At 70.3% G+C, this 23,915-nt stretch carries 17 protein-coding genes; 9 read left to right on the top strand and 8 right to left on the bottom strand.

Annotated features, from left to right (window positions below):
- The first annotated feature begins 217 nt into the window (after positions 1–217).
- The 5 genes from CP975_RS17295 (at position 218) to CP975_RS17315 (ending at position 5,533) form a co-directional block, all read left to right on the top strand.
- The gene (locus CP975_RS17295; RefSeq protein ID WP_055527097.1) at positions 218–1,069 is read left to right on the top strand and encodes a M24 family metallopeptidase; all 852 of its coding nucleotides are present in this window, start codon (positions 218–220) and stop codon (positions 1,067–1,069) included.
- Complete coding sequence (locus CP975_RS17300) at positions 1,066–2,847, top strand: SDR family oxidoreductase (RefSeq protein ID WP_055527095.1); 1,782 nt, start codon at positions 1,066–1,068, stop codon at positions 2,845–2,847. Before CP975_RS17295 ends, CP975_RS17300 begins: the two co-directional genes overlap by 4 nt.
- Positions 2,844–3,794: a metal-dependent hydrolase gene (locus CP975_RS17305; protein ID WP_055527094.1), complete on the top strand. Its 951-nt coding sequence runs from the start codon at positions 2,844–2,846 to the stop codon at positions 3,792–3,794. Before CP975_RS17300 ends, CP975_RS17305 begins: the two co-directional genes overlap by 4 nt.
- 32 nt (positions 3,795–3,826) lie before the next feature.
- Positions 3,827–4,813, top strand: a complete 987-nt coding sequence (locus tag CP975_RS17310) for a MerR family transcriptional regulator (RefSeq protein ID WP_055527092.1) — start codon at positions 3,827–3,829, stop codon at positions 4,811–4,813.
- 159 nt (positions 4,814–4,972) lie between these two features.
- Positions 4,973–5,533, top strand: coding sequence for an RNA 2'-phosphotransferase (locus CP975_RS17315; protein ID WP_055527109.1), 561 nt, complete (start codon positions 4,973–4,975; stop codon positions 5,531–5,533).
- 53 nt (positions 5,534–5,586) lie between these two features.
- Here the strand turns inward: CP975_RS17315 and CP975_RS17320 are convergent, their stop codons facing one another.
- Positions 5,587–6,498 carry an LLM class flavin-dependent oxidoreductase gene (locus CP975_RS17320; RefSeq protein ID WP_055527090.1) on the bottom strand — a complete coding sequence of 304 codons (912 nt, stop codon included), beginning with the start codon at positions 6,496–6,498 and terminating at the stop codon, positions 5,587–5,589.
- 119 nt (positions 6,499–6,617) lie between these two features.
- On the opposite strand from CP975_RS17320, the gene CP975_RS17325 reads away from it, so the two are divergent.
- On the top strand, positions 6,618–7,562 hold the full coding sequence (locus CP975_RS17325; protein ID WP_246201539.1) for a Cof-type HAD-IIB family hydrolase: 945 nt from the start codon (positions 6,618–6,620) through the stop codon (positions 7,560–7,562).
- 35 nt (positions 7,563–7,597) lie between these two features.
- Here the strand turns inward: CP975_RS17325 and CP975_RS17330 are convergent, their stop codons facing one another.
- The 6 genes from CP975_RS17330 to hisC all read right to left on the bottom strand — a co-directional run bounded on the left by CP975_RS17330 (position 7,598) and on the right by hisC (position 18,131).
- Positions 7,598–8,638, bottom strand: coding sequence for a M23 family metallopeptidase (locus CP975_RS17330; RefSeq protein WP_055527088.1), 1,041 nt, complete (start codon positions 8,636–8,638; stop codon positions 7,598–7,600).
- A gap of 114 nt (positions 8,639–8,752) precedes the next feature.
- Complete coding sequence (locus CP975_RS17335) at positions 8,753–10,501, bottom strand: GAF domain-containing sensor histidine kinase (RefSeq protein WP_055527086.1); 1,749 nt, start codon at positions 10,499–10,501, stop codon at positions 8,753–8,755.
- Positions 10,502–10,632: 131 nt separating this feature from the next.
- Positions 10,633–14,154: a thiol reductant ABC exporter subunit CydD gene (gene cydD / locus CP975_RS17340; RefSeq protein WP_150477084.1), complete on the bottom strand. Its 3,522-nt coding sequence runs from the start codon at positions 14,152–14,154 to the stop codon at positions 10,633–10,635.
- A 75-nt stretch (positions 14,155–14,229) separates the two neighbouring features.
- The gene (gene cydB, locus CP975_RS17345; RefSeq protein ID WP_055526527.1) at positions 14,230–15,234 is read right to left on the bottom strand and encodes a cytochrome d ubiquinol oxidase subunit II; all 1,005 of its coding nucleotides are present in this window, start codon (positions 15,232–15,234) and stop codon (positions 14,230–14,232) included.
- A 19-nt stretch (positions 15,235–15,253) separates the two neighbouring features.
- On the bottom strand, positions 15,254–16,795 hold the full coding sequence (locus tag CP975_RS17350; RefSeq protein ID WP_055526529.1) for a cytochrome ubiquinol oxidase subunit I: 1,542 nt from the start codon (positions 16,793–16,795) through the stop codon (positions 15,254–15,256).
- A 241-nt stretch (positions 16,796–17,036) separates the two neighbouring features.
- Entirely contained in the window at positions 17,037–18,131 is a 1,095-nt protein-coding gene (hisC, locus tag CP975_RS17355; protein WP_055526531.1) for a histidinol-phosphate transaminase, read from the bottom strand.
- A 396-nt stretch (positions 18,132–18,527) separates the two neighbouring features.
- On the opposite strand from hisC, the gene CP975_RS17360 reads away from it, so the two are divergent.
- The 3 genes from CP975_RS17360 to CP975_RS17370 all read left to right on the top strand — a co-directional run bounded on the left by CP975_RS17360 (position 18,528) and on the right by CP975_RS17370 (position 22,019).
- Positions 18,528–19,649 (top strand): LacI family DNA-binding transcriptional regulator, encoded by a 1,122-nt coding sequence (locus CP975_RS17360; RefSeq protein ID WP_055526533.1) that lies wholly within the window; start codon positions 18,528–18,530, stop codon positions 19,647–19,649.
- A 213-nt stretch (positions 19,650–19,862) separates the two neighbouring features.
- Positions 19,863–20,945 (top strand): metallophosphoesterase, encoded by a 1,083-nt coding sequence (locus CP975_RS17365; RefSeq protein ID WP_246201792.1) that lies wholly within the window; start codon positions 19,863–19,865, stop codon positions 20,943–20,945.
- A gap of 180 nt (positions 20,946–21,125) precedes the next feature.
- The gene (locus tag CP975_RS17370) at positions 21,126–22,019 is read left to right on the top strand and encodes a hypothetical protein (protein WP_055526537.1); all 894 of its coding nucleotides are present in this window, start codon (positions 21,126–21,128) and stop codon (positions 22,017–22,019) included.
- A 60-nt stretch (positions 22,020–22,079) separates the two neighbouring features.
- Here the strand turns inward: CP975_RS17370 and thiC are convergent, their stop codons facing one another.
- A complete protein-coding gene (gene thiC / locus CP975_RS17375) occupies positions 22,080–23,870 on the bottom strand; it encodes a phosphomethylpyrimidine synthase ThiC (protein WP_055526539.1) in 1,791 nt (596 codons plus the stop codon).
- Positions 23,871–23,915 lie beyond the last annotated feature (45 nt).

The following is a 23,915-nucleotide window of genomic DNA, read 5'->3' on the forward strand; positions in this document are numbered from 1 at the left end:
GACCACGGGCTTGCCCTGGACTCACTCTGGAGTATTACGGGCCCGTAGGGGTCGTACGGAAGTCGTCCCCTGGGGGATCTCCCGGACCTGTCCCGCGGGGTTGGGCGGAACTATTGACGCAGCCGCCGGTCATTGTCACATTCATCAGTGTCAAGTTACGACCGCGTACGGCGATCAGCCGGACACGGGATGGACCGGACTCGGGACGGACGGTGGCATGACCTCAGCAGGTGCAGACGAACTCACCGCGGAACTGCGGGGGTTCAAGGAAGTGCAGACCCTCGCGTATGAATGCGCGGAGGCGGTCGCGGCGCAGCTCAAGCCGGGCGTGACGGAGCGCGAGGCCGCGAGGATGCAGCGCGAGTGGCTGCGGGAGCGGGGTGTGCGGGACTGGTTCCACCTCCCCTTCGCCTGGTTCGGCGACCGCACGGCGTTCGTGAACTTCCGCATACCGCTGCAGTTCTTCCCCACTCACCGCAAGCTGGAGCCGGGGATGCCCTTCATCCTCGACATGGCCCCGGTCTACAAGGGCTTCACGGCCGACATCGGCTACTCGGGCTGCCTGGGCCTCAATCCCGTGCACGACAAGCTGCTCGCCGATCTGGAGGCCCACCGCGAGCTGATCCTGCGCGAGGTGCGCGAGCGCCGTCCGCTGCGCGAGATATACGAGGACGTGGACCGCCTCATGGTCCGCCAGGGCTACGCCAACCGCCATCGCGCGTATCCCTTCGGCGTCATCGCGCACAAGGTCGACCGGGTCAAGGAGCGCCGGCTGACACCGCACCTCTTCGGGTTCGGCACGCAGTCGCTCAAGGGCCTGGCGAGCGACGCGATCCACGGCCACCGGGACGGCTGGTCACCGCTGTGGTCCCCCTACAAATTCTCCGACCACCCGCCCCGGGAGGGGCTCTGGGCGGTCGAACCGCACCTCGGATTCAGGGGTACGGGCGCGAAGTTCGAGGAGATCCTGGTCGTCACCGACTCCAAGGACCCCGAACAGAGCGCGTTCTGGCTGGACGACGACCTGCCGCATGTGCGGCGCTGGGCTGAGGAGAGGGCCGCCGTATGACGACCGGAGCAGTCGCCGTGAGGATGAAGGACGCCCGCGAGCGCTGGGTGCGTACGGGCGGGGTGGAGCTGTGCGTCGCCGAGCTGGGCGATCCCGAGCGGCCGACGGTCCTGCTCGTGCACGGCTACCCGGATTCCAAGGAGGTGTGGTCCGAGGTCGCCGAGCGCCTCGCGGACCGCTTCCACGTCGTGCTGTACGACGTGCGCGGGCACGGCAGGTCGACGGCTCCGCGGCCGCTCCGGGGCGGCTTCACCCTGGAGAAGCTGACCGACGACTTCGTGGCGGTGATCGACGCGGTCAGCCCGGACGAGCCGGTGCACGTGGTGGGGCACGACTGGGGCTCGGTGCAGTCCTGGGAGTTCGTCACGGTGAAGCGGACCGAGGGGCGGATCGCGTCCTTCACATCGATGTCGGGGCCCTCGCTCGACCACTTCGGGCACTGGATCAAGAAGCGGGTGTCCCGGCCCACGCCCCGCAAGGTCGGCCAGCTCCTCGGCCAGGGCGCCAAGTCCTGGTACGTCTACATGCTGCACACCCCGGTCCTCCCCGAGCTCGCCTGGCGCGGCCCGCTCGGCAAGCGCTGGCCAAGGATCCTCCAGCGCGTGGAGAAGGTCCCCGCGGGGGACTACCCGACGCCGTCGCTGCCCCAGGACGCCGCGCACGGAGCCTGGCTCTACCGGGACAACATCCGGGCGAGGCTGCGCAGGCCCCGCGCGGACGCGTACGCCCACGCGCCCGTGCAGCTCATCACGCCCTCCGGGGACGCCTTCCTGTCCGAGCGACTCTACGACGACCTGGAGCTGTGGGCGCCTCAGCTGGTCCGGCGCACCCTGCCGGCCAAGCACTGGGTTCCGCGCACCCGCCCCGACCAGTTGGCCGCGTGGATCGGCGCGTTCGTGACGAGCAACGAGGACGGCATGCCCGCGAAGGACAGCGTGGCCACGGGGAGGTACGCCGACCGGTTCGGCGGCCAGCTCGTGCTGGTCACCGGCGCGGGCAGCGGCATCGGGCGGGCCACCGCCTTCGCGTTCGCCGAGGCGGGCGCGCGCGTGGTGGCCGTCGACAGGGACGCGGAGAGCGCGGCGCGTACGGCGGAGATGTCCCGCCTGATCGGCGCCCCCGAGGCCTGGGGCGAGACGGTGGACGTCGCCGACGAGCAGGCCATGGAGAAGCTCGCCGAGAAGGTCGCCAGGGAGTACGGGGTCGTGGACGTCCTGGTGAACAACGCGGGCATCGGCCTCTCCGGATCCTTCCTCGACACCAGCTCCGAGGACTGGAAGAAGGTCCTCGACGTCAATCTGTGGGGCGTGATCCACGGCTGCCGTCTCTTCGGCGGGCAGATGGCCGAGCGCGGACAGGGCGGCCACATCGTCAACACCGCGTCGGCGGCGGCGTACCAGCCCTCCAAGGCGCTGCCCGCCTACAGCACCTCCAAGGCCGCGGTCCTGATGCTCAGCGAGTGTCTGCGCGCGGAGCTGGCGGGCCGGGGCATCGGGGTCTCCGCGATCTGCCCGGGCTTCGTGAACACCAACATCACGTCGACGTCGCGTTTCGTCGGGGTCGACGCCGCCGAGGAGCAGCGCCGCCAGAAGCGCACCTCCCGGCTCTACGGCCTGCGCAACTACCCGCCGGAAAAGGTCGCCGACGCCGTCCTGCGCGCGGTCGTCCGGAACCAGGCGGTCGTCCCGGTCACCCCTGAGGCCCGCGGCGCCCACCTCATGTCCCGCTTCACGCCCAGGGCACTGCGCGCGATCGCCCGATTGGAGCCGCCGCTGTGAACGAGGAGAAAAGGCCCGGCGCGGGCGTCGAGGAGCGCCCGGCCGCCGATGGGCACTACGCGATCGTGCCGCGCCGGGTCTCGTTCGACTGGGACGAGACGCCGCTGCACTGGATACCGGACGAGCCGACCGCCACCCACGTCATCAACGTCCTGCATCTGCTGCTCCCCGCGGGGGAGCGGTGGTTCGTGAAGGTCTTCAAGGAAGGTCTGCCGCTCGTCACCGATCCGGTGCTGCGCGGGGACGTCAAGGGGTTCATGGGTCAGGAGGCCACGCACAGCGTGCAGCACGCGCATGTGCTCGACCACCTGGCGGCGCAGCGGCTCGACACCGCCGCGTTCACCCGGTACGTCGACTTCCTCTTCGAGAAACTCCTCGGCGAGAAGCCGCCGTGGGGAGTCCCCGTACCGACGCAGGAGTGGCTGCGCTTCCGGCTGTCGATCGTCGCCGCGATCGAGCAGTTCACGGCGGTCCTCGGGAACTGGGTGCTGCACGCCGACGGCCTCGACCGCGCCGGTGCCGACGAGGTGATGCTCGACCTGCTGCGCTGGCACGGAGCGGAGGAGGTCGAGCACCGCGCGGTCGCCTTCGACATGTACCAGCACTGCGGCGGCGAGGGCCTGCCCCGGTACGCCCGCCGCATCGTCGGCATGACGGTCACGGCGCCCGTGATGCTGTACCTGTGGGTGTGGGGCACGGCCTATCTGATCCGCCACGATCCCCAACTGGCGGGCCGCTTGCGGTACTCACTGGCCGAGCACAACAGGGCGGTCGCCAAGGGCCTGCTGCCCACCTGGCGCGAGATCGGCACGGCGATACCCCGCTATCTGCGGCGGTCGTACCATCCCTCGCAGGAGGGCTCGCTGCGCAAGGCCGTCGCGTACCTGGCGCAGTCGCCCGCGGCGCGGGCCGCGGCGGGCGCGGTGGGCCGCGCCGCGCTCGCCTAGCACGAGGCGATCCAGGCGGCCACCACCCGGGCATGAGGCAACACGCACGAGGCAATACGCACAAGGCAACACGGAGGACGGTCAGCGTGGAGTACCGCATCGAGGACCTGGCGCACCACAGCGGCGCGACGGTGCGCACGATCCGCGCCTATCAGGACCGCGGGCTGCTCCCCCGCCCAGAGCGGCGCGGTCGGGCCAACGTATACGGGGAAGCGCATCTCGCCCGGCTGCGGCAGATCGCCGATCTGCTCGACCGTGGCTACACCCTGGCCTCCATCAAGGAACTCCTGGAGGCCTGGGACACCGGCCGGGGCCTCGGCGGGGTACTCGGTCTGGCCGCGGAGGTCGACGGTCCCTGGACGGACGAGAAGGCGGACCGAATCACCCGGGCTGAGCTGGACGCCGCGTTCGGGGGCGTGCAGGACGAGGCGGCGGTGGCCGACGCGATCGCGCTCGGCGTGCTGGAGCCGGTGCCGGGACGCGACGGCGAGTTTCTGGTGCCGAGCCCCCAAGAGCTTTCCGTGGCCGTCGAGTTGCATGCCGCGGGAGTCCCGTTGTCAGCAATATCGGGCCATTTGCGGGAGTTGAGGGGGCAGGTCGAGCACATAGCTTCGCGTTTCCTGGAGTTCACCACGGAGCATATCTTTGGTCGCTATCTCGGAGACAGTCCACCGACCGAGGCGGATGCCGCCGAGGCCGCTTCCCTCGTACGCAGGCTTAGGCCGCTCGCGCAGCAGTCCGTCGACGCCGAACTGGCGCGCGCCATGCGCCTCTTCGCGACCCGGCATCTTCGCCAGCGCCTCGACCCAAAGCAGGCGCGTCGGCACATTGAGGAGCCGCAGATGGTGACAGTCCCGGCGTCCACAATGCGCGCTGTAAAGGCGCTGGTTGGTGAGGCGGGTGCTGGGGCGTTCGTAGCGGCGGCCGTCGAACGCGAAGTGCAGGCAAGGACATTGGACTCACTTGCGGCAACACATAAGAAGGAGGCCATAGTTACACAAATGCCCTCTGAAGCCTAAGAGTTGTTCACAGAATCGCCAACTAGCCTGTGGATAACCTGACTTGGCTGTGGATCAAACCTGTGGCCCCTCAATGGTGGATGAAAAATGGGTGGATGAAAATCGAGTGCGCGGAGAACGGATCACCCCGACGCTGAAAGCATGTCCAACGCTGAAAACATGAAAGAAAGACCCTCTGAGCAACGCACGGTGAAGGTCTCCAAGTACTTGTCGAAACACCTACGGCATCAACCGGACCGGATCGGCCTCGCCCTCGACGAGAACGGCTGGGTGGAGATCGACGCGCTGCTCGCCGCAGCCGCCGCGCACCGCTTCGGCATCACCCGGGCCGAACTCGACCACGTGGTCGCCGTCAATGACAAACGGCGCTTCGCCATCGAGGGTGGCCAGATCCGCGCCAACCAGGGCCATTCCGTGGACGTCGACCTGGACCTGCCCCCGGCGTCCCCGCCCGCGTACCTCTTCCACGGCACCGTGGCCGCTCACCTGGCCGCGATCCGCGCCGAAGGGCTGCGCCCCATGAAGCGGCACGCCGTGCATCTCTCGCCCGACCGCGAGACCGCGACGCGCGTCGGCGCGCGCCGGGGGCGTCCCGTCGTCCTGTCCGTCGACGCGGGCGCGATGCACCACGACGGCCACGTCTTCCAGGTCAGCGCCAACGGCGTCTGGCTCACGTCCGCGGTCCCGCCCGGCTACCTCCGCTTCCCCGGCCCTCGCTGAGTGGGCCCACACGGAGCCGGGCCCCGCACGGAGCCGGGCCCGCACTTGGACGATCAGTTCAGCTGTGAGAGCGCCTCGGTCGCGATCCGCTCGAAAACGGCCTGGTCGGTGGCGAAGTCCGAGTCCGGGATCGGGGCGTGGACGACGATCTCGGTGAAGCCCAGTTCGATGTGCTTGCCCGCGAAGTCCACAAAGGCGTCGAGGGACTCCAGGGGGCGGTTGCGGTCCGGGGTGAAGCCGGTCAGCAGGATCTTGTCCAGCTCGTCCGCGTCCCGGCCGACGTCCGCGCACGCCTTGCCGAGCTTCTCGATCTGCCCCCGGAGCGCCTCGCGGGACTCCTCGGGCGTGCCCTTCTCGAAGAGCTTCGGGTCTCCCGTGGTCACCCACGCCTGGCCGTGCCGGGCCGCGAGCCGCAGACCGCGCGGGCCGGTCGCCGCCACCGCGAAGGGGAGCCTCGGCCGCTGTACGCACCCGGGGATGTTGCGTGCCTCGGTCGCCGAGTAGAAAGTCCCCTCGTACGTCACCGAGCCCTCGGTCAGCAGCCGGTCGAGCAGCGGTACGAACTCGCCGAACCGGTCGGCGCGCTCACGCGGGGTCCAGGGCTCCTGGTCCGCCTTCAGCAGCGTCGTGGCGTCGAAGCCGTTGCCACCCGCGCCGATACCGAGCGTGATCCGCCCGCCGGAGATGTCGTCGAGCGAGATGAGTTCCTTGGCGAGCGTCACGGGGTGGCGGAAGTTGGGTGACGTCACGAGCGTGCCGAGACGCAGCCGCTCGGTGGCGGCCGCGGCGGCCGTCAGCGTCGGCACCGCCCCGAACCACGGGCCGTCGCGGAAGGAGCGCCAGGCGAGGTGGTCGTACGTGTACGCGGTGTGGAAGCCCAGTTCCTCGGCGCGCAGCCACTGGTCGCGGCCGCCTTCGTGCCAGCGGCGGACAGGAAGAATCACGGTGCTCAGACGCAGGCTCATGCCTCAGAGCTTACGACCGTCCCCTTCAGCCCCATGAGTCACGCTGAGCGCTCTTCGACCGCACTCAGATGTGCGCCCCAGCGCACGGCCGTGCGGGCATATGCGGGACAATCGATGGCGTGACCTCCGCTACCCCAGGGCATCAGACCCCGGCCGCCGCCGCCCCGGCCGCCACCGCCCCGGCCACCCCTGCCAGGACCGGTTCGCGCCCGCGGCCCAGGCTGATCGCGACGGACCTGGACGGCACGCTGCTGCGTGACGACAAGTCGGTCTCCGCCCGCACGGTCGCCGCGCTCGCCGCGGCCGAGGAGGCCGGGATCGAGGTCTTCTTCGTGACCGGCCGCCCGGCCCGCTGGATGGATGTCGTCAGCGCCCACGTCCACGGTCACGGCCTGGCCATCTGCGGGAACGGCGCGGCGGTGGTCGATCTGCACGGCGGCCCCGGCACCCACAGCTTCGTGAAGATCCGCGAGCTGGAGAGGGCGTGCGCGCTCGACGTCGTCCGCAGATTGCGCGCGGCTTCGCCCGGTACGTCCTTCGCGGTCGAGCGGACCGGGGGACTGCACCACGAGGAAACGTACCCGCCGCTCCACATGGAGCCCGGCGAGAGCGTCGCGCCCGCCGAGAAGCTCCTCGCCGAGAATACCGGTGACCCCGCCGTCGCCGAGCAGCCCGTCCTGAAGGTCCTCGCCTTCCACCCCGAGGTCGCCCCCGACGACTTCCTCGTGACGGCCCGCGCGGCCATCGGCGACCGCGCGATGGTCACCCGCTCCAGCCCCAGCGCCCTCCTGGAGATCAGCGGCCCCGGCATCTCCAAGGCCAGCACCCTGGAGCTGTGCTGCGCCGAGCGCGGCATCACCCCCGACCAGGTCGTCGCCTTCGGAGACATGCCGAACGACATCGAGATGCTGACCTGGGCGGGTACGTCGTACGCGATGGGCAACGCCCACCCGGACGTCATCGCCGCCGCCTCCGGGCGCACGGTGGCGAACAACGAGGACGGTGTCGCGGTCGTGATCGAGCGGATCCTGGCGGAACGCACGGACGACGACCGGACTTCGTAGTCCTGAGACGCGTCTGATCCCTGTCTGAGGCGTACCTAGAGCTTGACGCCGCGCTCCGCCAGCCACTTCCTCGGGTCGACCCCCGACCCGTGATCGGGCGTGAGCCGTGTCTCGAAGTGCAGGTGCGGCCCGGTCGAGTTGCCCGTGGTGCCTGACTGACCGATCCACTGGCCCGTGCGCACCTTGTCACCCTGGTCCACGGCAACGGCCGCGAGATGCGCGTACTGCGTGAAGTATCCGCCGCGGTGCCGCACCACGACCTCGATGCCGAAGCCGCCGCCGCACGAAACGCTTTCCACCCGGCCCGCGCCGACCGACCGCACCGGCGTCCCGATGTCGACCGCGAAGTCCTGTCCCGTGTGCCGACGCGCCCAGCGCTCACCGACGCTGTCGAAGCCCGCGGAGAGTTCGTACGTCTTGACGGGCGTGACCCACGCGCGCGTGGAGGACGATTTCGACTGCTTCAGGCGCACCGCGCCCCGGCACTTGCCCGCGGCGACCGACCGGTCGGCCTCGCCCTGCAAGGTCCACTGTGCCGTTTCCAGCTTCCGTTCGATGCCGCGCTTCAGCTTCGCGAGGCGTGCGTTGCGGCGGTCCAGGCCACGCTTGGCCCGGTCCGCGTCGCGCTGGGCGACCGCGAGCCGGGCCGCCGCCCGCTGCGTCTTGGCGACAGCGCTGTTGACGGCCAGGTCGGCCTGCCACATGGCCTGCTTGCCCCGCACCAGGTCCTCGGGGTCGTCGGCCAGGAGCAGCTGCGCGGTATAGGGGAGCCCGCCGCCGGTGCGGTACTGCGCACTGGCCAGTCGGCCGAGGTCGTCGTGCAGGACGGCCACGTGGCGCCGCTTCTTGGAGAGGAGTCGGTCCAGTTTCCGGACCTTCGCCTTCTGAAGGCGCGCCGCCCGCCGCCCCTCTTCGTAGCGGACGGTCGCAAAAGAGGCCTCTTCGTAGAGACGCGCCACGGCGGCGCTCGCGCTCGGCCCCTCGGAGGCCCCGGCGGGAGTCGTGAGCCCGAGCAGCGCGCACAGCAGCACCGGCACGGTAAGGAGCGGGCACGGACGGCAGAGGCTCAGGCGCATGTCACGGATCGTTGCCCCGCGCGGCGGCACGGTCCCTCCGGAACTCCTGCACTCGGGGGGCACCATGCCCCCGTACAGCCCAGGCGCGTACCGCCGAACAGGGCTCCCCGGCCGTCAGTACGGCGCCTGCCACACCACCGTCGTGCCGCCGCCGTCCTCGCCGATTCCGGGCCCGTACCAGCTGTCGCCGCCCAGCGACTCGGCCCGCCGCTTGAGGTTCTTGAGGCCGCTGCGCCGACCGCCCTCCGCGATGCCCACGCCGTCGTCGGCGACCGTCAGGCGTACGCCCCGCTGCCCGTCGGGCAACGACACCGTCGCGTCGACGACGACGTCGATACGGGCGGCGTGCGCGTGCCGGAAGGCGTTGGAGAGGGCCTCGCGCAGAGCCGCGATGAGGTTCTTCCCCGCCAGCTCACCGACCACGGTGTCGACGGGCCCCACGAAGTGGTGGGTGGGCTTGAAGCCGAGCGGGACGGCGGCCATGTTGATCTCCCGGAGCACGCGTGTGCGCAGCCCCGAGGGGGCCTCGGCGGGGCCCTGCTGGAGAGCGAAGATCGCCGTGCGGATCTCCTGGATCGTCACGTCCAGCTCGTCGACGGCCTTGCCGACGCCGTCCTGCACCTCCGGTACGACGGACCTGCGCTGGGCGCTCTCCAGCATCATCCCGGTGGCGAAGAGCCGCTGGATGACGAGGTCGTGGAGGTCCCTGGCGATCCGGTCGCGGTCCTCGTACACCGCGAGCCGCTCCCGGTCCCGCTGCGCCTCGGCCATCATCAGGGCGAGCGCGGCCTGCGAGGCGAACTGGGCGGCCAGCGTCCGCTCGGCCTCACTGAAGGGACGCGCCCCCCGCGCGCGGGGCGTGACGAGCGTCCCGAGGACCCGGCCGTCGCTGTGCAGCGGCAGCATCATGACGGGGCCGTAGTGGCGAGCGAGGTCGGTCACGGGGCGAGGGTCGGTCGCCGCGTCGTCCATGAACACGGCCTCGCCTTCGAGCAGTTGCTCGACGATGCGGTTCTCCGGAGGGATGACCATGCCGAGCGCCCCGGCGGGCCCCTCCGAGGAGACGGCGACGATCTCCATACCGCCCTCGTCGTCGGGCAGCAGCACGATCCCGGCGGCCGAGTCCGCGAGGTGCCTGGCCTGCTCGGCGACGACGGCGAGGGCTTCCTCCGCGTCGCTGCCCGCGAGCAGGGCGGTGGTGACCGCGACGGAACCGTCGATCCAGCGTTCGCGCTGCTTGGCGGCTTCGTACAGGCGGGCGTTGCCGATGGCGATGCCGGCCTCCGTGGCGAGCACGCGGACCATCTGCACGTCGTAGTCGTTGAACTCGGCCCCGTCCCGCTTCTCGGTCAGGTAGAGGTTGCCGAAGATCTCCCCCTGGACGCGGATGGGGACGCCGAGGAAGCTCCGCATCGGCGGGTGGTGGGCCGGGAAACCGCAGGACCGCGGATCGGCGGAGAGATCGGCGAGGCGGAGCGTCCTCGGCTGGTGGATGAGGGCGCCGAGCAGGCCCTTGTGGCCGTCGGGCAGCCGCCCGATCCGCTCGGCGGTGTGCTCGTCGATGCCGTGGTAGACGAACTCGGAGAGCCCCTTGCCGTCTTCGGAGACCACGCCGATCGCGGCGTAACGGGCGTCGGCCAGCTCGGCGGCGGTCTCGCAGATGCGGTCGAGGGTGGTGTGGAGTTCGAGTCCGGTACCGACCGACCGCATGGCTTCGAGCAGCTGCGGCACCCGCGAGGTCAGTTCCGGCGGGAGCCCGTGCAGGCCACCGCTGGTCGGCCGCGCCGCCGATTCCCCCGAGCCCCCCGGGTCCGGTGTGCCGTCGGGGAGCGGGGAGTCGGCGGAGGCCGAAGGTACTGACATGACTTTGAGCCTAGTAAGTCCTATTTGCAGGGGAAAGTCGAGGCAGCCCGGCGGGGAGGGCGGGCCTGCCGGCCCGGGGGGCGGGCTCGGTGACCGAAAGGGGCCCCGGTGGCGGGTTTCCTGGCCGCGCCTCACCCCACCGCCAGCAGATCCGCGGCCCGCTCCACCTCCAGCATCCTCCGCAGCGGCCCTTCCACCGCGGCCAGTTCCTCGTACGTGCCGCGCTGTGCCACCCGTCCCGCGTCGAGCACGAGCACCTCGTCCACCGCGTCGAGCCCGGCGAGGCGGTGCGTGATGAGCAGCGTCGTACGGCCCTCCGTCGCGGCGAGGAGGTCGGCCGTGAGGGCGTCGGCGGTCGGCAGGTCGAGGTGCTCGGCGGGCTCGTCGAGGACCAGGACGGGAAAGTCCGCGAGCAGCGCGCGGGCGAGCGCGAGGCGCTGACGCTGCCCTCCGGAGAGCCGCGCGCCGTGCTCGCCGACGAGGGTGCCGAGCCCGTCGGGCAGCGAAGCGACCCAGCCGTCGAGCCGCGCCCGCTCCAGGGCGTACCGCAGCTCCCCTTCCGTGGCGCCCTTCTTGGCGAGCAGCAGGTTCTCCCGCACGGAGCTGTCGAAGATGTGCGCGTCCTGGGCGCACAGCCCGACCAGGCCGCGCACGGTGTCGCCGTCCAGCGTGGCCGCGTCCGTGCCGCCGAGCGTGTACGTCCCCTCGTACGGCCCGAGGAACCGCAGCAGCACCTGCGCGAGCGTCGTCTTGCCGGAACCGGAGGGGCCGACCACGGCGATCCGCCGCCCCCGCTCCAGCGTGAGATCGACACCCGCGAGCGCCGGCGCGTCGCTGCACTGCCCTTCGTACCGGGCACGCAGCCCCTCGACACGCAGCGGGAAGGGCGAGCGTGGCGCCTCGGCGGGCGTGGTGGGCTCCGGTACCGGCTCGGGCGCGTCGAGGACCTCGTAGACCCGCTCGGCGCTCTTCCTGACCCGCTGGCGGTACTGCACGGCGAGCGGCAGACCCAGGACCGCCTCGAAGGCGGCGAGCGGCGTGAGGACGACCACGGCGAGGGCGATCCCGCCGAGCCGCCCGTCCTGCACCGCCTGTACTCCGACGAGCGCGGCCGCCGCGACGGTGAGCCCGGTGGCGAGCGCGCCGAGACCGGCGCCGAGCGCGGTGGCGGTGGCGCCCCGGGAGGCGATCCGCGTCAGCTCGGCGTCGGCCTCCCCTGCCTTGGCCCTGCGCCCCTTCAACGCACCGGCGACGGTCAACTCCGCGGTGCCGGTGAGCAGATCCGCCACGCGCGTGGCGAGCGCCCCGCGCGCGGGAGCCAGCTTTCGCTCCGCACGACGCGCCACGGCACCGCTCAGCAGCGGGACCCCGACACCCGCGACGAGCAGCCCGGCAGCGAGCACCGCGCCCGCCTCGGGCAGCAGCCAGGCGGTGAAGCCGACGGCTCCCGCGCTCACCACGGCCGCGGCGGACGCGGGCAGCAGCCAGCGCAGCCAGTAGTCCTGAAAGGCGTCGACATCGGCGACCAGACGGGAGAGGAGATCACCGCGGCGGGTCGTGCGCAGGCCCGCCGGGGCGAGCCGCTCCAGGCGCCGGTAGACGGCGACGCGAGTGTCGGCGAGCATCCGCAGCACGGCGTCGTGCGAGACGAGACGCTCGGCGTAGCGGAAGACGGCGCGGCCGATGCCGAAGGCACGCGTAGCCGTCACGGCGATCATCAGGTACATCACCGGGGGCTGCTCCGAGGCCCGCGAGATGAGCCAGCCGGACGTGGCCATGAGCCCCACGGCACTGCCCAGCGCGAGGCTGCCGAGCAGCAGCGCGAGCGCCAACTGCCCGCGCCGGGCCCGCGCGGCTTCCCGTACGCGGGCCAGAACGCTGCGACCCGCACCGGCACCGCCCGCCCCCGCGCCGCCCGCCCAGTCGCCCGGCAGCACGTAAGAACCGGCTTCCCGGCTCTCACGGGCAGGCGTACCGACAGACTCCCCAATGGTCCGCGGCACCGACCGCACGCCCCCGTCACGCGAGGCCTCCAGCCGCACCACCCGGTCCGCGACCGCCAGCAACGCCGGCCGGTGCACGACGAGCAGCACGGTCCGCCCGACGGCCAGCCGCCGGACCGCCTCGACGACCTCGGCCTCGGTCCCGCCGTCCAGCGCCGCCGTCGGCTCGTCGAGCAGCACCACGGGCCGGTCGGCGAGGAACGCCCGCGCCAGCGCGAGCCGTTGCCGCTGCCCCGCCGAGAGCCCGGCGCCGTCCTCCCCGAGCACCGTCCCGGCCCCGCCGGGCAGCGCGTCCACGAACTCCAGCGCCCCCGCGTCCCGAAGGGCCTCCCGCAGTTGCGCCTCGGACGCCTCGGGCCGCGCCAGCCGTACGTTCTCGGCGATGGTCCCGGCGAAGAGGTGCGGCCGCTGCGGCACCCACGCGATCCGCTCCCGCCACCGCTCGGGGGAGACCTCCGCGAGGTCGACGCCTCCGACGCACACCCGCCCCTCGGTGGGCCGCACGAACCCGAGCACCACGTTCAGGAGCGTCGACTTGCCCACCCCGCTGGGGCCGACGAGCGCCACGGTCTCGCCGGGCGCCACCTCGAAAGCCGCGCCGGACACCGCGTCCGACGTCCGCCCCGGATACCGGACCGTCACGCCCTCCACACTCAGCACTCCCGAGGGTGCCGCCTCCGTCCCTGCGGCCGGTACCGGAGCCTCAAGCACCTCGAAGATCTCTTCGGCGGCGGCCAGTCCCTCCGCCGCCGCGTGATACTGCGCCCCGACCTGGCGCAGCGGCAGATAGGCCTCCGGCGCGAGGATGAGGATGACGAGACCGTCGTACAGATCCATCTCGCCGTGGACGAGCCGCATGCCGATGGTCACCGCGACCAGCGCGACCGAGATCGTAGCGAGGAGTTCCAGGGCGAAGGAGGACAGGAAGGCGATGCGCAGCGTCCGCATCGTCGCCTGGCGGTACTCATCGGTGATCTTCCGGATCGACTCGGCCTGCGCTTTGGCACGCCCGAACACCTTGAGGGTGGGCAGGCCGGCCACGACGTCGAGGAAGTGCCCCGAGAGCCGTGAGAGCAGCCGCCACTGACGGTCCATCCGGTTCTGCGTCGCCCAGCCGATCAGGATCATGAAGACCGGGATCAGGGGGAGCGTCACGATGATGATCGCCGCCGAGACCCAGTCCTCGGTGACGATGCGGGCCAGCACCGCCACCGGCACCACCACCGCGAGCCCCAGCTGCGGCAGATAGCGCGAGAAGTAGTCGTCGAGCGCGTCCACACCCCGCGTCGCGAGCGAGACCAGCGAACCGGTCCGCTGTCCGCCCAACCACTCGGGCCCCAGCTCACCCGCCCGTTCGAGAAGCCGTCCCCGCAGTTCGGACTTGACCGCCGCGCTCGCCCGGTGCGCGGCGAGTTCGGTCAGCCAGGAGACCAGACCCCGGCCCGCCGCGACCAGGGCGAGCAGCATCAGCGGCCCGCCCAGGTCGGCGACGGAGAGGTCCTTCTGGAAGGCGCCCACCACGATCTCGGCGATGAGCATCGCCTGACCGATGACCAGAACCGCCCCGACCAGCCCCAGGCCCACCACCGCGACCAGGAAGAAGCGAGTGGCGCGGGCGTACCGGAGCAGACGCGGATCGATTGGTTTCACGTGAAACACACCTTCCCGAAGGCCACAGGAACGTCAGGACCTAGTGCGCGACATCGCCTAGTGCGCGCAATTCACCTAGTGCGCGGCGTCGGCGATGTGCTGCGTGCCGATCCGCTTGCGGAACACCCAGTACGTCCACCCCTGGTAGAGCATCACCACGGGCGCGGCGATGACCGCGCACCAGGTCATGATCTTCAGGGTGTAGGGGCTGGACGAGGCGTTGGTGACCGTGAGGCTCCACTCGTCGTTCAGCGAGGACGGCATGACGTTCGGGAAGAGCGTCAGGAAGAGCATCGCGACGGAGGCCGCGATGGTGATCCCGGACAGGGCGAAGGACCAGCCCTCGCGCCCCGCCTTGATCGCCCCGATGGCGCCGACCAGCGCGAGGACCGCCACGATCATCGCGACCAGGCTCTTGCCGTCGCCGTTGTCCGCCTGGGTCCACGCCAGGAACCCGAGTGCCAGCACGGCCGTGACGAGGCCGAGGCCTAGGGCCAGCTTGCGCGCCCGCACCCGGATGTCGCCCACCGTCTTGAGCGAGGCGAACACCGCGCCGTGGAAGGTGAACAGCGTCAGGGTGACCAGGCCGCCCAGGATCGCGTACGGGTTGAGCAGGTCCCAGAAGGTGCCCACGTACTCCTTGTGGGCGTCGATCTTGACGCCGCGCGTGATGTTGCCGAAGGCCACGCCCCACATCACCGCAGGGATCAGCGAGGTCCAGAAGATCGCGTGTTCCCAGTTGGTCTGCCACCGCTCCTCGGGCCGCTTGGCGCGGTACTCGAAGGCGACACCGCGCACGATCAGGCAGAGCAGGATGACGAGCAGCGGCAGGTAGAAGCCGGAGAAGAGCGTCGCGTACCACTCGGGGAAGGCGGCGAAGGTCGCTCCGCCCGCCGTGAGCAGCCACACCTCGTTGCCGTCCCAGACGGGGCCGATGGTGTTGATGAGGACCCGCTTCTCGACCCGGTCGCGGGCGAGCAGCTTGGTCAGGACCCCTATCCCGAAGTCGAAGCCCTCCAGGAAGAAGTAGCCGATCCACAGAACGGCGATCAGTACGAACCAGATGTCGTGGAGTTCCATGTCCTGAGCGCTCCTTCCTTCAGTACGAGAAGGCCATGGGCCGGTCGGCATCGTCGTCGGAGTCCGCGCCGCCCGACCCCGGGCCCGGTCCGCCGATCTTGGTAGGCGGGTTGAGGTCCGCCTCGGTCAGCTCGGGCGGCCCCTTGCGGACGTACTTGAGGAGCAGCTTCACCTCGATCACGGCGAGGATCGCGTAGATGAGCGTGAACCCGATCAGCGAAGTGAGCACTTCACCCTGCGAGACGCCCGGCGAGACCGCGTCCCTGGTGCGCAGAACTCCGTAGACCACCCAGGGCTGACGGCCCGTCTCGGTGAAGATCCAGCCCCAGGCGGTGCCGATGAGGGGGAAGATCAGCGTCCACTGCGAGAGCCGCCACCACCAGTCGCCGAGCTTCGGCGACAGCTCCTTGTTCTTGGTGAGCATGAGCTTGGGGATGTCGTCCGCGCCGGTGCGGTGTTCCGGAGCGAGCCAGAACTTCTTCCGCGTCAGCCACAGGCCCGCCGTGCACAGGGCCATGGAGACTCCGCCGAAGCCGATCATCCAGCGGTATGACCAGTAGGCGGTGGGGATGTTGGGCCGGTAGTCGCCGGGCCCGAACTTGTCCTGCGCCTCCTTGTTGAGGTCGTTGATGCCGGGGATCTCGGCGCTGAAGTTGTTCTTGGCGAGGAAGGACAGGACCCCGGGGACCTCGATGGCGACCTTGTTGTGCCCCTCGGCGACATCGCCGTACGCGAAGATCGAGAAGGGCGCCGGCTTCTCCGACTCCCACAGGGCCTCGGCCGCCGACATCTTCATCGGCTGCTGCTCGTACATGACCTTGCCGAGGGTGTCGGCGCTGACCACGGTGAGCAGGGTGCCGACGAAGGCGGTGACCAGGCCGAGCCGCAGCGACATGCGCATGGTGCGGATGTGCCGCTTCTTGCGCAGGTGCACGATGGCGATGCCGGTCATGAAGGCGCCGCCGACCAGGATGGCCGCCGAGATGACGTGGAAGAAGTTGACCAGCGTCGTCTCCTGGAAGAGCACCTTGGCGAAGTCGGTGAGTTCCGCCCGCTTGGTGCCGTCCCGCTCCACGATCTTGTAGCCGACCGGGTGCTGCATAAAGGCGTTCGCGGCGATGATGAAGTACGCCGACAGGATCGTGCCGACGGAGACGATCCAGATCGTCGCGCAGTGCAGCTTCTTCGGCAGCTTGTCCCAGCCGAAGATCCACAGGCCGATGAAGGTCGACTCGAAGAAGAAGGCGATCAGGGCCTCGAAGGCGAGCGGTGCGCCGAAGACGTCACCGACGAAGCGCGAGTAGTCGGACCAGTTCATGCCGAACTGGAACTCTTGGACGATGCCGGTGACGACACCCATCGCGATGTTGATCAGGAACAGCTTTCCCCAGAACTTGGTCGCCCGGAGGTAGTGCTCCTTGCCCGTCCGCACCCACGCCGTCTCGAGGATCGCCGTCAGGGCGGCCAGCGAGATCGTCAGGGGGACGAACAGGAAGTGGTAGACGGTCGTGATGCCGAACTGCCATCGCGCCAGAGTCTCCGGCGCCAGAGCCAGGTCCACTGCGTCTCTCCTTACTCGCCGTGGTCATCGCGGCAATTACCCCGGTCTGTCCCACCGATCTCCGGAGGAACCGGGACGCGCTTGTGAACGCGTTCACATTCACAAGCATTATGTCGTACTGGCAATCGGCACCCAAACGGGGGTCCCCTCTTACCGCCGGAAACGCGAGCAGGCCCCGGCATCGCATGCCGGGGCCCACGCAGAGTTGCCGGGCCTCACCCAGAGTTACAGGACGTCTGCGCTAAAGCTCCTTGCGGAACGCCTCCGCCGCCGCCAGGAAGATGTCATTGGCCTCGGTCTCACCGATCGTGGCCCGCATCCCCTCGCCGGCGAACGGCCGCACCACCACGCCGGCCCGCTCGCAGGCCGCCGCGAAATCGGTCGTACGGTCCCCGAGCCGCAGCCACACGAAGTTCGCCTGGGTCTCGGGCACCGTCCAGCCCTGCCCGCGCAGCGCCTCGACCACCCGCGTGCGCTCGGCGACCAGTGAGCCGACGCGGCCCATCAGCTCGTCCTCGGCCCGCAGCGAGGCCACCGCGGCGTCCTGCGCGAGCTGGCTCACACCGAAGGGCACCGCCGTCTTGCGCAGCGCGGCGGCCACCGGCTCATGCGCCACCGCGAAGCCGACGCGCAGCCCCGCCAGCCCGTACGCCTTGGAGAACGTACGAAGCACACAGACGTTCGGGCGATCGCGGTAGATCTCGATGCCGTCCGGGACCCCACCCCCTTCACCTTCGGCGGCTCGGATGAACTCGCGGTACGCCTCGTCGAGCACGACAAGGACGTCACTCGGCACCCGGTCGAGGAAGCGCTCCAGCTCGGCCCTGCGGACCACTGTGCCGGTGGGGTTGTTGGGGTTGCAGACAAAGATGAGGCGGGTGCGGTCCGTGATGGCGTCGGCCATCGCGTCCAGGTCGTGGACCTCGCCCTCCGTCAACGGCACCCGTACCGACGTCGCGCCGCTGACCTGCGTGATGATCGGGTACGCCTCGAAGGACCGCCAGGCGTAGATGACCTCGTCACCCGGGCCCGAGGTGGCCTGGAGGAGCTGCTGGGCCACGCCGACCGAGCCGGTGCCGGTGGCGATGTGCGAGACGGGCACCCCGAAGCGCTCCGCCAGCTCACTCATCAAGCCCGTGCACGCCATGTCGGGGTAGCGGTTGAAGGATCCGGCCGCGGCGAGCGCGGTCTCCAGGACGCCGGGGAGCGGCGGGTAGGGGTTCTCGTTGGAGGACAGCTTGTAGGCCACCGGGCCGTCGGCCGCGGCGGGCTTGCCCGGCTTGTAGGTGGGAATACCCTCCAGCTCGGCGCGCAGCCTCGGGCTCGTCTCGCTCACCGCAGTCCTCCTCGTACCAGTGCCAGAACAGTTCGAATACTGCTCACCTTATGAGGATTCGCCGCCGGTGCGAATGGCCTCAGGACATCCGCGTACGAAGGTCCGGACCACCGCCCCACGAAGGCGCGCGGAGCCGGTGGAGCGCCCTGTGCTCCCCCGTGCGCCGGTGGCCCGCTCCGTGGCGCGCGTCACCCGTGAAGGTGAGTTGAGACCTCTTCGAGACCTACCGCATTCGACAGGCCCGCACGCGACGATCAGCGGCACCCAGCGTCTGTCTCGCCAACTCCCTTGCATTCCATGGTCATTGAGGAGCCGACACCATGCAGAAACGTGCCTGTCAACGAGTGAATATGCGCCCGCGCTACCCACCCCAATGAGCCCTACTATCGGCTCGCCATGACAGCAGCAGGGAAGCACCAGGTGAGCCGAGCGGAGACCGCCCGCCGGGGCAACCGGCAGAGCCGAGCGGGCATCAGAGACGTCGCCGCCGCAGCCGGTGTCTCCATCACGACGGTCTCCGACGCCCTCAACGGCAAGGGACGGCTGCCCGATGCCACCCGACGCCACGTCCGAGAAGTCGCCGAGAGACTGGGCTACCGCCCGTCCGCGGCGGCCCGAACCCTCCGTACCGGCAAGTCCGGCCTCATCGGCCTGACCGTGACGACGTACGGGGATGAACCTTTCACCTTCACCGAGTTCGCCTACTTCGCGGAGATGGCCAGAGCCGCCACCTCCGCCGCCCTCGCCCGGGGCTACGCCCTGGTCATCCTCCCCGCCACCTCGCGCCGCAGCCCGGTCGACGTGTGGTCCAACGTCGCGCTCGACGGCACCGTCGTCGTCGACCCCTCCGACCACGATCCCGTCGTCACCGAGCTGGTCAGACAAGGCCTCCCGGTGGTCTCCGACGGCCGCCCGGCGGGCTCGCTGCCCGTCACCGCCTGGGTCGACAACGACCACGAGGCCGCGGTCCTGGAGATCCTCGACCACCTCGCGGCCGCGGGTGCCCGCCGGATCGGCCTGCTCACCGGCACCACCACGGACACCTACACCCATCTGTCGACGACCGCGTATCTGCGCTGGTGCGAGCGCGTGGGACAGGACCCGGTCTATGAGTCCTACCCCGCCCACGACCCGTGCGCGGGCGCCGTCGCCGCCGACCGGCTGCTCGCCAGGCCCGACCGGCCCGACGCCGTCTACGGCCTCTTCGACCCCAACGGCACCGACCTGCTCGCCGCCGCCCGGCGGTACGGCCTGCGCGTCCCCGACGACCTGCTGCTCGTCTGCTGTAGCGAGTCGACGGTGTACGCCACCACGGAACCGCCCATCACCACGCTCTCCCTCAAACCGCGCCGCATCGGCACGGCCGTCGTGCAGCTCCTCATCGACGCCATCGAGGGCCTCGACTCGGGGCGGCCCGTCGAGCAGGTGATACCGACCGAACTGATCGTGCGCACCTCGTCCGAGCGGCGTCCGCCGCGCACGACGGTCAGCCCGCCGCGCTCCTCGGGCTCCGGCTGACCCTCACGATGACGGGCAGAGGCCTGCTCCCACCCCGCTACCAACAGGGAAACCTCTGCCCAATTCGGGATAAATCCTCGGTGAACACGTGCCGGGGGCCGATTCACCACCCCTGGTGCACCACACAGCGGGAGCCGCATTCCTATGATGGGCGGACGACACCGCGGGCGCTGCGACCAGGCAGTCCGTTCTCGGTGCAGATGCGGCGCAATGGTGGTGGAGGGGTCGATGACTCAGGGGGCCGGTCAGGGACCCGATGTGCGGACGGCGACGCTGCGCGACTTCCGCGTACCGGCGTACGTCCATGAGACAGCCGGCCCCGCCGAGGTGAGCCCCGCGCCCCCGGTCCCGGCGCCGGCTGAGGTGCCGGGCGACGGCTACACGCCGACCCAGCGCGACCTGCCGGTCATCAACCGCGGGGACACCGTCCAGGTGCAGGTCATGCCGGAGCCCCCGCAGCCGCGGCCGGGCGACGAGCACGGCCCCCTGTTCGTCGTCGGCGACGTCCACGGCTATCTGGACGAGCTGCTCGCGGCCCTCCAGGAGCAGGGCCTCATCGACGACGACGGCAACTGGTCCGCGGGCAACGCGCGCCTGTGGTTCCTCGGCGACTTCACCGACCGCGGGCCCGACGGCATCGGCGTGATCGACCTCGTGATGCGGCTGTCCGCCGAGGCCGCGGCCGCCGGCGGCTACTGCAAGGCCCTCATGGGCAACCACGAGCTGCTCCTGCTCGGCGCCAAGCGCTTCGGTGACACCCCCGTCAACTCCGGGGCGGGGACCGCCACCTTCCAGGCCGCCTGGCTGCTCAACGGCGGCCAGAAGACCGACATGGAGCGCCTGGAGGACCACCACCTCCAGTGGATGGCCCGCCTGGACGCGATGGAGGAGGCCGACGGCCATCTCCTCGTGCACTCCGACACGACCGCCTATCTGGATTACGGCGACTCGATCGAGGCAGTGAACGACACCATCCGCGAGACCCTCACCCGCAACGACGCCAACGAATGCTGGGACCTCTTCCGCAAGTTCACCAAGCGCTTCGCCTTCCGCGACGAGTCCGGCCCCTCGGCCGTACGCGAACTCCTGGACATGTACGGCGGCACACGCATCGTCCACGGCCACAGCCCCATCCCCTACCTCCTGGGTGACGTCGGCTCCGAGGACGAGTCGGACGGCGGCGGCCCGGTCATCGAGGGGCCGCACGTCTACGCCGACGGCCTGGCCATCGCGATGGACGGCGGAGTGACCATGGCCGGAAAGCTACTGGTCTGCCAACTCCCCCTGGGTATCTGAGCGTTCGCTGGGCAGGCGCCCCTTTACAGGATCACGCTGGCCAGGGGGGCGAATTCTGGAAACCCCCTGTCACCGCGTGCCTTCACGGCTCTACCATCGGCTTATCCGTAGCAGGCTCCCCTCCGTTTCTGCCCGACGGCTCGTAGCCATGCGAGCCTTAGCCCTACGGAGCATCGGGGGATGCACATGAACAGCGCTCCACACCTGCTCAATGAGGACCGCCCCGAGTACGAGCGGATCCTCGACGAGGCGCTGCGCACCGCACCTGACCGTCCTGAACTCGCCGCAGTGGGCCAGCGGCTCAACACCGAACAACTGCGCACCATGGCCCTGAACGCGACAGCACTGATCACGGCCGCTGCCGCGGCCGAGTACGCGCACTACGTGAAGGTTCGCGAGGAGTTGCGCGAACCTCGACCGTCCTCCACCTCGATTCGCGAAGGGAGCGGACAGGGCACCGCGGAGACGGGCTCCGGCGGCGTCGGCCTCGCCACGGCGATGGGCGAGGTCGCCGAACCGACGGCGGTGGCGGGCGCCGGGGCGGTGGCCGTCGTCGCGGTCCTCGCACCCGTCCTCGCGGGCACGGCCGCCGCGATCTTCCTGCTCGTCGGCTACATCCTCAAGATGCTCAACCCCGAGCCCGCCTTCGCGGACACCCTGCTCACCGCGGGTTGGCTGTTCGGCGCGCTCACCGCCGGGGGCATCCTGGTCGGCGCGGTCGGCCTGCTCCTGACGGCCCTGCGCAACGGCTCCACCTCGCTCCAGGCGGGACGGCTCCACGGCGAGCGGCACGAGGAGGTGTCCCGAGCCAGGGAAGCCTGGGGACAGGCGCTCCTGGAGCAGGGCGTCGTGCCGTTCCTCCGGGAGGCCCTGGCGGATCCCGGGGCGGTACGCACCGCTCGCGCGCGCGTTTCCGAAGCCCCCGGAGGGGGCGGCCGCATGCCGCAGCTGGGCTACGACCGGCCGGGGTTCAGCAGCCCCGACGGCGGCCCGGCCGCCGGTTCACGGCCGAGCTTCTCGAGCCCGGACTTCTCCAGCCCGGACTTCGGCGGGCCCGATCACAAGCCGGAGTAGGCCGGGGTGTCCGCAGAGCTGCCACGGTGCTCTGCGGACACCCCGTCCACAGCCGCCGGCTCAGTCGGCGATCGGCAGATAGACCCGGTTGCCCGCCGCGGCGAACTCCTTGGACTTCTGCTCCATGCCCGCCTCGATCTCCTTCTCCTCCAGGTCACCGCCGTGCCGGCGGCGGATGTCCTGGGAGATCTTCATCGAACAGAACTTCGGCCCGCACATCGAGCAGAAGTGCGCCGTCTTCGCGGGCTCGGCGGGCAGCGTCTCGTCGTGGAACTCCCGTGCGGTGACCGGGTCCAGAGCGAGGTTGAACTGGTCCTCCCAGCGGAATTCGAAGCGCGCGTCCGAGAGCGCGTCGTCCCAGTCCTGCGCGCCCGGGTGGCCCTTGGCGAGGTCCGCCGCGTGCGCCGCGATCTTGTATGTGATGACGCCGGTCTTCACGTCGTCGCGGTTGGGCAGGCCCAGGTGTTCCTTGGGCGTGACGTAGCAGAGCATGGCCGTGCCCCACCAGCCGATCATCGCGGCGCCGATGCCGGAGGTGATGTGGTCGTAGGCCGGGGCGATATCCGTGGTCAGCGGGCCGAGGGTGTAGAACGGCGCCTCCTCGCAGATCTCCTGCTGGAGGTCGATGTTCTCCTTGATCTTGTGCATCGGGACGTGACCGGGGCCCTCGATCATCGTCTGTACGTTGTGACGCTTGGCGATCGTGTTGAGTTCCCCGAGGGTGCGCAACTCCGCGAACTGCGCCTCGTCGTTGGCGTCCGCGATCGAACCGGGCCGCAGGCCGTCGCCGAGCGAGTACGTCACGTCGTACGCCGCGAGGATTTCGCACAGCTCCTCGAAGTGCTCGTAGAGGAAGCTCTCCTTGTGGTGCGCCAGACACCAGGCGGCCATGATCGAACCGCCGCGCGAGACGATGCCGGTCTTGCGGTTGGCGGTCAGCGGGACGTACGGGAGGCGCACACCCGCGTGCACCGTCATGTAGTCCACGCCCTGCTCGGCCTGCTCGATGACCGTGTCCTTGTAGATCTCCCAGGTCAGCGCCTCGGCCTGGCCGTCGACCTTCTCCAGGGCCTGGTAGAGCGGGACGGTGCCGATGGGGACGGGGGAGTTGCGCAGGACCCACTCGCGGGTGGTGTGGATGTTGCGGCCGGTGGAGAGGTCCATGACCGTGTCGGCGCCCCACTTCGTCGCCCAGGTCATCTTGTCCACCTCCTCCTCGATGGAGGAGGTGACCGCGGAGTTGCCGATGTTGGCGTTCACCTTCACCAGGAACTTCTTGCCGATGATCATCGGCTCGATCTCCGGGTGGTTGACGTTCGCGGGGATCACGGCCCGGCCCGCGGCGACCTCCGCCCGCACGATCTCGGGGTCGATGTTCTCGCGGATCCCGATGAACTCCATCTCGGGCGTGATCTCGCCGCGCCGGGCGTACGCGAGCTGCGTGACCGCCTGGCCCTGGCGGCCGCGGCGCGGCTGGCGGGGGCGGCCGGGGAAGACCGCGTCGAGGTTCTTGAGCCCGCCGCGGGGCGAGGTGTGCTTGATGCCGTCGTCCTCGGGACGGGGCGGACGGCCCACGTACTCCTCGGTGTCGCCGCGGGCGATGATCCAGTTCTCCCGCAGCGGCGGCAGTCCGCGGCGGACGTCGGTCTCGGCGTTCGGGTCGGTGTACGGACCCGAAGTGTCGTACAGGGTGACGGCCTTGCCATTGGTGAGGTGCACCTGGCGGACCGGCACGCGCAGGTCGGGGCGCGAGCCCTCGACGTACGCCTTGTGCCAGCCGATGGACTTCCCGGCCTCGTTCAGGGACTCGCCCTGGCTGGAGGCAGGCGTGCGTGCGTCCGATGTGGTCATGAGACCTACTCCCTACGCCGGCATTACCCGGTAACAGGTTCGGCG

The sequence above is a fragment of the Streptomyces alboniger genome, from assembly GCF_008704395.1.
Lineage (GTDB): Bacteria > Actinomycetota > Actinomycetes > Streptomycetales > Streptomycetaceae > Streptomyces > Streptomyces alboniger.